General features: G+C 62.4%; 6 protein-coding genes. 2 read left to right on the forward strand and 4 right to left on the reverse strand.

What is annotated here, in order from left to right:
- Window positions 1-188: 188 nt before the first annotated feature.
- The 3 genes from GWQ27_RS09825 to GWQ27_RS09835 all read right to left on the reverse strand — a co-directional run bounded on the left by GWQ27_RS09825 (window position 189) and on the right by GWQ27_RS09835 (window position 5,723).
- Window positions 189-2,336, reverse strand: coding sequence for a prolyl oligopeptidase family serine peptidase (locus GWQ27_RS09825; protein ID WP_275907246.1), 2,148 nt, complete (start codon window positions 2,334-2,336; stop codon window positions 189-191).
- Between the two features lie 280 nt (window positions 2,337-2,616).
- On the reverse strand, window positions 2,617-4,566 hold the full coding sequence (locus tag GWQ27_RS09830) for a MacB family efflux pump subunit (RefSeq protein WP_345893540.1): 1,950 nt from the start codon (window positions 4,564-4,566) through the stop codon (window positions 2,617-2,619).
- A gap of 2 nt (window positions 4,567-4,568) precedes the next feature.
- Window positions 4,569-5,723, reverse strand: a complete 1,155-nt coding sequence (locus GWQ27_RS09835; protein WP_275907247.1) for an efflux RND transporter periplasmic adaptor subunit — start codon at window positions 5,721-5,723, stop codon at window positions 4,569-4,571.
- 149 nt (window positions 5,724-5,872) lie between these two features.
- Here GWQ27_RS09835 and GWQ27_RS09840 point away from each other — a divergent pair, with 149 nt between their 5' ends.
- A complete protein-coding gene (locus GWQ27_RS09840) occupies window positions 5,873-6,553 on the forward strand; it encodes a response regulator transcription factor (RefSeq protein ID WP_234576069.1) in 681 nt (226 codons plus the stop codon).
- Window positions 6,550-7,839, forward strand: coding sequence for an ATP-binding protein (locus tag GWQ27_RS09845; protein WP_275907248.1), 1,290 nt, complete (start codon window positions 6,550-6,552; stop codon window positions 7,837-7,839). The genes GWQ27_RS09840 and GWQ27_RS09845 overlap by 4 nt, the downstream gene beginning before the upstream one ends.
- A 62-nt stretch (window positions 7,840-7,901) precedes the next feature.
- Here the strand turns inward: GWQ27_RS09845 and GWQ27_RS09850 are convergent, their stop codons facing one another.
- Window positions 7,902-8,402 (reverse strand): NUDIX domain-containing protein, encoded by a 501-nt coding sequence (locus GWQ27_RS09850; protein ID WP_234576067.1) that lies wholly within the window; start codon window positions 8,400-8,402, stop codon window positions 7,902-7,904.
- Between the last annotated feature and the right edge of the window lie 362 nt (window positions 8,403-8,764).

The raw sequence follows: 8,764 nt of genomic DNA on the forward strand, positions 1-8,764 counted from the left end.
TGGCTGACTATACCACCGGGGACGGGGCAGATGGTCCCCTCCATCCAAAACGGGAGAATGGCGAGACAGGGATGGTCGCGACATGGGAGCACAAGGCGTGAGTCGCTCACCGGCCACAAGAAAAGGGCCCCGCAGGGCCCTGATGTCATGGTCTGGTCGGCAACGGCCAGTAGCCCATCCCGCATGGGTCAGGGTTGACGCGGCAACTGCCGGTAGCCCATCTCATACAAGGTGAAAGCGTAGATGTCCGCGCTCTGCTCGATCAGCTTGGCCACCGGCGTGCCTGCTCCATGCCCGGCATTGGTCTCGATGCGAATGAGCTGGGGGTTGGGCCCGGCGTTGTCGGCCTGCAAGGTGGCGGCAAACTTGAAAGAGTGGGCTGGCACCACACGGTCGTCGTGATCCGCCGTGGTCACCATGGTAGAGGGGTAGCTGACACCGGCCCGCACATTGTGCAGCGGCGAGTAGCCCTTCAGGTAGTCGAACATGGCCTCGCTGTCGGCGCTGGTACCGTAGTCGTAGGCCCAGCCAGCCCCGGCGGTAAAGGTGTGATAGCGCAGCATGTCGAGTACCCCCACCGCAGGCAAGGCAACACGCATCAGATCCGGCCGCTGGGTCATGACGGCCCCCACCAGCAGACCGCCGTTGGAACCACCCCGCACAGCCAGCCTGTCGCTGGAGGTATAGCCTTCGGCCTTCAGGTATTCGGCCGCCGCGATAAAGTCGTCGAACACGTTCTGCTTGTTCATTTGGGTGCCCGCCAGGTGCCAGGCCTGACCATACTCGCCGCCGCCCCGCAGGTTGGCCACCGCATAGACGCCTCCCAGATCCAGCCAGTTGGCGACCGCCACGCTGAAGCTCGGGGTCAGGCTCACGTCAAAACCGCCATAGCCATAGAGGATGGTGGGATGGCTGCCATCGAGTTTCAGCCCCTTGCGGTAGCTGATGATGAGCGGTACCCGGGTGCCATCCTTGCTCTGGTAGAAGCGCTGCTCTGATACGTACTCCTCGGGCTTGAAGGGGGCCGCCGAGGCGCGATAGAGGCTGATGGCCCCGCTCTTTGGCTCGAACCGGTAGAGGGTGGGGGGCTGGGCATAGTTCTCGAAACCGAAGTAGAGCGCGGGATCATCCTGCTTGCCGTTGAAGCCGCTGACGCTGCCAAGACCGGGCAGCGCCACCTCACGAATCCGTGTGCCGTCATGGTCGAACTGCTCGACCCGGGCGGTGGCATCCACCATGTATTCGGCAAACAGATAGCCGCTGCCGCTGTGCACCGTCAGCACCTGCTGGCGCTCGGGGATAAGGTCACGCCAGCGGGCGGGGCCGGGGTTGCCCGCATCCACCGTCACCAGCCGGCGGTTGGGGGCATCCCGATTGGTCAGCAAGTAAAGCGTGCTGCCCTTGTTGTCCACCAGGCTCACGTCCGCATCCAGATCCCCCTGCACCGTCAGCAGCGGCGCGTTCTCCTCGCTCAGGTCCTTCACATAGAGGCGGTTGCCGGAGGTGGAGTTCGCCGCCGAGATGAGCAGGTAGCGATCATCCTCGGTCACGGTTGCCCCCACGTAGCGGTGCTGCTGGGCCGGGATGGCACCGAACACCAGGCGGTCATCCTGCTGCGCCGTGCCGAGTCGGTGGAAGTAGAGCTTGTGCTGATCTGTCCTGGCCGACAGCTCGCTGCCATCGGGTTTGTCGTAGCTGGAGTAGAAGAAGCCCTCGTTGCCCAGCCAGCTGATGCCGCTGAACTTCACGTCCTTGAGGGGGGCCTCAAGGGGCTGTTTGCTCTCCACGTCCATCAGGTGGATCTCGCGCCAGTCGCTGCCGGCCAAGGACAAGGAATAGGCCAGGATGCGGCCGTCCCGGGAGAAACTCAGCTGATCCAGCGCCGTGGTGCCATCGGTGCTCAAGCGGTTGGGATCGAGGAACACCTCGGCGGGTTTGCCCACCTGCTGGCGCCACAGCACGTTCTGGTTCTGCAGGCCGTCGTTCTTGAAGAAGTAGTGGTAGCGCCCCTCGCGAAACGGCGCCCCCTCCTTGGCGTAGTTCCAGGAGGCGGCCAGTTTGTCCTTGATGGCATCGCGAAACGGAATGCGTGCCAGATAATCCCGGGTGACACTGTTCTGGGCCTTGACCCAGGCCTCGGTCTCAGCGCTGCGGTCGTCTTCCAGCCAGCGATAGGGGTCGGCCACGGCGTGACCGAAGTAGTGATCCACCTGATCGCTCTGGCGGGTGACGGGGTAGTGAAGGCGCTCTTTCCCTGACATGACATCCTCTCGGGTTGAGTGGCTGCTGCAAGCACACAGCAGTGACAAAGCCAGCAGGCTGACAATGGATCGCATCGATGCAGCTCCCTGCAGTTCGGGTGAAACAGGCAGGTTAACAAAGAGCCGCGTCCATCGCATCCCCCTCAATACGGTAAAGGAGGGCGTAAAAAAACCGGGCACGGGGCCCGGTTGAAAAACCTGCGCAGAGCAGGGCGTGTCACGTCAATGACACAGTTCAGGCTTGCCAGACTGGCAGTCCATGCCGTCCGGCCAATCCGCACCCGGGGGTTGAAGAGGGATGAGCTCCCGCCCCCGGATGCGAATGAGTTGGCGCACAAAGGCGCCGAAAGTCTGGTTACTCCCGCTCAAGTGCATGGATGGGATCCATCCTCGCCGCCCGACGAGCCGGGAAAAAACCGAACAGCACGCCGATCAGGCTCGAGCAGAAGAAGGCAGCCAGCACGGCGCTTGCGGAGTAACGCATGGCAAACTGGCTGCTGAAGTGCTCGAACAAGACGCCGACCAGCAGGGAGAGCAGCACTCCGGCGGCGCCCCCCAGCAGACAGACCAGCACAGCCTCGATCAGAAACTGCTGCATGATGTCGCTGGCCCTGGCGCCTACCGCCATCCGCACACCTATCTCGCGAGTACGCTCCGTCACCGACACCAGCATGATGTTCATCACCCCTATGCCGCCCACCACCAGGGAGATGAGCGCTATCATGGCAACCAGCAGCGTCATGGTGGCAGTGGTGCTGGTGATGGCCTGACGGATGCTGTCCGTGTTGAGCACGAAGAAATCCTGGCTGCCATGGCGCTGGCGAAGCAGCCGGCTGAGACCATCCTCGGCGGCGGCCAGGGAAACCTCATCCTGAACCCGCACGCTGATGCTGCGCAGATAGCTCTGACCCAGCATCCGCTTCATGGCCGTGGTGTGGGGGATCCAGACATTGAGGTTCTCGTCGCTGCCAAAGCCGCTCTGATTGCGGGCCACCACACCGATCACCCGGCACGGCAGCTTGCCCAGCAGGATCACCTGCCCGAGTGGTGATTCCCCCGCATCGAACAGTCGATCCCGGCTGTTCGCGTCTATCACCACCTCCTGCGCCAGACTGGCCACGCTGCCGGCATCGAACAACATGCCCTGCAACACCCGATAGCCGCGCACCTGAAAGAACTGATCCCCCACCCCGTTTACCGTGCCGGAGACCGTCTGACTGCCCCGGCGCAGCGTGGTGCTGGTCGCCAGACTGGGGGTCACGCTGTGAACATAATCGAGCCCGGCCAGGGCATCGGCATCCTCGCTCCGCAAGGTCTGTATCGCCTCGGCCCGCTTATCCCCGAAGCCGCTGCCGGGAAAGATCTCCAGTGTGCTGGTGCCCATGGCATTGATGTTGGCCAGCACCTGTTGCTGGGAGCCGCGCCCCAGCGCCACCACGGAAACCACGGAGGCGATACCTATGATGATGCCGAGCATGGTGAGGAAGGTGCGCATCCGCTGGGCCTGCATGGCCCGCAGCGCCATCCTGAAGGCAGAGGCAAACCTGTCCAGCCCGCCACCCCATGCAGAGCGGCCAGGCCGGGGTTTATCCTGGAAAGGTTGGGGGTCAGATGCCGGCACGCGGCGGCGATCGGCCACCACCTCCCCGTCCTTGAGCTCTATGATGCGCTCGGCCTGCTCAGCAATGCTCATGTCATGGGTCACTATCACCAGGGTGTGACCCTGCTCATGCAAGGCATGCAGTATGCCAAGCACCTCTGTGCCACTGTGGCTGTCGAGCGCGCCAGTCGGTTCATCCGCCAGTATCACCTGACCACCGTTGATGAGGGCACGGGCTATGCTGACCCGCTGCTGCTGGCCACCGGAGAGCTGGCTTGGCTTGTAGTCGAGCCGCGTACCCAGCCCCAACCTGCGCAACAGCGTCTCTGCCCTGGCCTGTCGCTCACCGGCAGCCAGACCGGCATAAATGGCTGGCAACGCCACATTGTCGCGGGCACTGAGATCCCCCAGCAGGTGGTAGCGCTGGAAGATGAAACCGAAATGCTCGCGGCGCAGCGCCGCCAGTTGATCCGCGGCCAGCTTGCTCGTCTCCTGACCGGCAACCCGGTAATGACCGTCGCTCGGCTGGTCGAGGCAACCCAGAATGTTGAGCAGGGTCGATTTGCCGGAGCCGGAGGCACCGACGATGGCCACCATCTCCCCCTTCTCTATGGTCAGGTCAATCCCCTTGAGCACCTGTACCCGCTGATCCCCCTCGCCGAAGTGACGCTGGATCCCGCTCAGTTGCAGCAGTGGCTGGGTCATGATCACATCCCCATGGGCGGGCCCATGCGCCCGCTCTGCTGGTTCTGGGCCGTCAACTGGCTCACCACCACGGATTCCCCCGCCTCGAGGCCGCTCAGGATCTGGGCATCCACCTTGTTGTTGAGGCCCACTTTCACCTGCCGCCACTGCAGCTTGCCCGCACCATCCACCACCTGCACCCTGTCACCGCTCAGGGTGATGGCCGGGATCACCAGCGCATTGCGCTCGGTCGCCAGCACCAGGTGTACCTGAGCCGTCATGCCGATGCGCAGGGCACCTTCCGGATTGCTCACCTCGAACAGGCCGTTGTAATAGACGGCTGTGGTGGTCGAACTGCTGGTGTCATCATTGATGGAGTCCGGCGCTGGCTCGATGGCGCGCAACCTGGCCTTATAACGATGCTCGGGCGCCCCCAGTATGGTGAAGTAGATGGGCAGGCCCGTGCTCACCCTGATCACGTCCGCCTCCGAGATCTGGGCCTCCACCGTCATGGTGTCGAGCCGCGCCACCTTGACGATGGTCGGGGTACTCTGCACCGCATTGACCGTCTGTCCCTGCTCCACCGGAATGGCCACTATGGTGCCCGCCATGGGGGCGACGATGCGGGTATAGCCCAGATTGACTCTGGCGGTATCCACGGCGATGCGGGCCTGCACCGCCTGCGCAGTCAGCGCCCGGATATCGGCGCGAGTGGCGATCAGGGTCGCCTCTGCGCTGTCATAGTCGGCCTGGCTACCGAGCCCCCGAGCCAGCACCTTGCGCTGACGATCGAACACCAGCCCATTGTTGCGCAGGGTCGCCCGACGCGAGGCCAGCTGGGCCTGCACATTGTCGAGGGCGGCCTCGGCATCCTTGAGGGCGTTCTGCTGGGTGAGATCGTCGATCTCGACCAGCAGATCGCCCTGCTTCACCTGATCCCCGAGCGCAACGTGCAAGACCTTGATCTGGCCGGAGACCTGCGCCCCCACACTCACCAGCTTCTGGGCCTGCAGGGTACCGTCAGCCAGCACGCTCTGCTCCAGATCGCGCCGCTCGGCGGTGGCTGTGATATAGGAGGCCACCGGCGCCGCACCGGTCGCGCTGAAAAACCAGCCCACCGCAATCAGCAAGAGGGCTGGCAGCAGCAGACGGACAACGAACAGACGGGTACGGGTCATCGGGGATATCCTTTGATGAAACAAGCCAGCGCAATGTACCCCAATGCCCGGTTAAGCCTCCTGCAGGGCAGTGTAAGGATTGCGTAAAAGCAGCTGCCAGCCGCATGCAGACACGGGAAAATGGCGCCGACTCGAGAGGGAGAAGAGCAATGAAGATCCTGTTGGTGGACGATGACCTGGAGCTTGGCACCATGCTGAGTGAATACCTGGGCGGCGAAGGCTTTGTCACCACCCATGTGCTGACCGGCAAGAGCGGTGTGCAACACGCTCTTTCCGGCAACTATGTGGCCGTGGTGCTCGATATCATGCTGCCCGATATCAACGGCAGCGAGGTGCTGCGCCAGATCCGCCACGACAACAAGATCCCCGTCATCATGCTCACCGCCAAGGGGGACAACATCGACAGGGTGATCGGACTGGAGATGGGGGCCGACGACTATGTGCCCAAGCCTTGTTACCCCAGAGAGCTGGTCGCCAGGCTGAGGGCCGTGCTGCGACGAGTCGAACCTGCACCGGCGCCAGCTGGCAAGGGTGACGGTTTGCGTCTGGCGGAACTGACCCTCTCCCCCGCCACTCGCCAGTGTCACTGGCAAGGCGAGCCACTGGAGCTGACCGCCACGGAATTCAATCTGCTGGAACTGCTGCTGCGGGCGCCGGAGCGGGTAGTCAGCAAGGATGAACTCTCCCTGCACGGGCTGGGCCGCCCGCGCGAGCCCTATGATCGCAGCGTCGACGTGCACATCTGCAATATCCGCCAGAAGCTGCAGGCGCTGGCGGGTGAGGCCATCGGCATAGAGACGGTGCGCAGCATAGGATACCGGCTGACATGATCCTCAAGGGCCACCTGTTCTGGAAGATACTGTTCGGCTTCTGGTTCACCATCATAATGATGAGCCAGCTGCTGTGGGTCGCTTTCAGCCTCTACAGCCACGAAGGGCCGCCAGAGGAGAGAATGGCGCGGCAGCTGGCCGGGCGGCAACTGAACTCGGCGGCGACCCTGTTGCAAGAAAAGGGGCCCGCCACCCTGAACACCCTGACGACCAGCTGGCACGTCGAGGAACGCCCGCTTCTGCATATCCAGCAGAGTGACGCCGCCCAATCCCCTTTCCCCGATCTGCTTACCCGCACTGTCAAAGGAGCCGATGGCCAGCGTTACTGGCTTGGTTACGACACGTCCGGCCTGCAGCAACAACTGGCACCGCCGCCGCGACGTAACGACTGGCTCAATATGCCGCCCCCCATGTGGTGGATAGGCGGCCTCGGCGGTCTCTTCTTCAGCGCCCTGCTCGCCTGGCATCTGACTCGCCCCATGAACCAGTTTCGGCAGGGATTCGAGCGTCTCGCCCAGGGTGATCTGGGCGTGTGTCTCTATCCTCTGATGCGACGACGCCACGACGAGATCAGCGAGGCGGCCCGTGACTTCGATGCCATGGCCGAGCGGTTGCAACTGCTGGTCGAGAGCCGTGAACAGCTGCTGCACGACGTCTCCCACGAGTTGCGATCTCCCCTCGCACGCCTGCAACTGGCTATCGGTCTGGCCCAGCAGGATCCGGCCAGGATCGAGGGATCCCTGGCGCGGATCCAGCTCGAAACCCATCGCATGGACAAGATGATCGGCGAACTGCTCACCCTCACCCGCGCCAGCCACGGCGAACGGGACTGTGAGGAGTATTACGATCTGCAAGCCCTGGTTGAGGCAGTGGTGAGCGATGCCCGCTACGAGGCGCAGCACATGGGTGTCGAGATTAGGCAACTGGTGGATGAGGCGGTGGACCACACCATCTGCGGTCAGGCTGAGCTTATCCGCCGCGCGCTCGACAATGTGGTGCGCAATGCCCTGCGCTTCTCTCACCCGGGTCACTCCATCACCCTGACCCTGCACAGGCAAGGGGGAGAGTTCTCCATCGAGGTAGCGGATCAGGGCATGGGGGTGGACGAGACCAAGCTCTCCAGCATGTTCGATCCCTTCGTGCGGATCGGGTCCCCTTCTGCAGGCAAGGGCTATGGGCTGGGACTCGCCATCACCCGTAAAGCCATTCAGGCCCAGGGCGGCCGGGTCGAGGCCAGAAATGGCGATAACGGCGGTTTGATAGTCACCCTCTCTCTGCCGGGCTAGCCATTCATCCTCAGCATTCTCGCGGCCGTAGTCCGCGGATCCTGGGACAGTGGATCAGCCGCTTACCCCTGCAAGCTTTGCAGTTGGGTGATGGCAGCAGCGGTGGAGCAAAAGGCAAACTCGGTGGGGTAGATCTCACGCAACTTTCGCCATTCACAAGCGGCCACATCATCGGCCGCAGTAACGGCGGGCTTGTGAGCCAACTCCAGCATGAAGACGGTATCGCAGGTGTGATAGACAACATCGTCATAGGGGTAGACGTTGGCAAAGGAGCCGACATAGCGAGGCGCCTCTCTCCCCAGATCCAGTCCCAGCTCTTCTTTCAGCTCCCTAACCAATGCGGCCTCCAGCGACTCACCGGGATCGACGAAACCACCGGGCAGATCGAGCAGTCCTTTGCCAGGCTCCCGCCCTCGCACCGCAACCAGTACTTCATCCTGCCAGCAAAGCGCCACCATCACGGCCGACGCCACATTCTGGAAATAGTGGAAACCACAACCACAGGCAAACTCTTTCTCGCTGCGTTTTTGCAGCGATTCGATACCACAGCGCGGGCAAAACATAGAGGCCACCTCCCATTTGAAACCAAAGTGCATTGTATGCCGCAAACCTCTTCAAATCAGCCTGCATAGAGCCCACTGCTCGGCAGGTACTACAAGCAAGTGAGCCCCTGAGCCGAAATACAAAAGGCCCTCCCAAGCGGGAAAGTCTTGTTGTGTTGGAGCTTGGCTGTGATGCAAGTTGGCAAAAAATACACGAGAAAAAGCCCAGTCGTTAGACTGGGCTTCTCAACTTAGTGTGTCCCGTCCTGAATATGGTTTACACCTTTCCCCCCAATAAATGGAGAACCCGATGGGACAAGGTGTGAAACGGACACAGCGCGATTACTCGCTGACTTTTAAACTGGCACTGGTCGAGCAGATTG

This window comes from Aeromonas sp. 5HA1, from assembly GCF_029237245.1.
GTDB lineage: Bacteria > Pseudomonadota > Gammaproteobacteria > Enterobacterales > Aeromonadaceae > Aeromonas > Aeromonas salmonicida.

Bases quoted from the DNA above. Each gene is read 5' to 3' on its own strand.
- GWQ27_RS09825 (WP_275907246.1), bottom strand. From the start codon at position 2,336: ATGCGATCCATTGTCAGCCTGCTGGCTTTGTCACTGCTGTGTGCTTGC.
- GWQ27_RS09830 (WP_345893540.1), bottom strand. From the start codon at position 4,566: ATGACCCAGCCACTGCTGCAACTGAGCGGGATCCAGCGTCACTTCGGC.
- GWQ27_RS09835 (WP_275907247.1), bottom strand. From the start codon at position 5,723: ATGACCCGTACCCGTCTGTTCGTTGTCCGTCTGCTGCTGCCAGCCCTC.
- GWQ27_RS09840 (WP_234576069.1), top strand. From the start codon at position 5,873: ATGAAGATCCTGTTGGTGGACGATGACCTGGAGCTTGGCACCATGCTG.
- GWQ27_RS09845 (WP_275907248.1), top strand. From the start codon at position 6,550: ATGATCCTCAAGGGCCACCTGTTCTGGAAGATACTGTTCGGCTTCTGG.
- GWQ27_RS09850 (WP_234576067.1), bottom strand. From the start codon at position 8,402: ATGTTTTGCCCGCGCTGTGGTATCGAATCGCTGCAAAAACGCAGCGAG.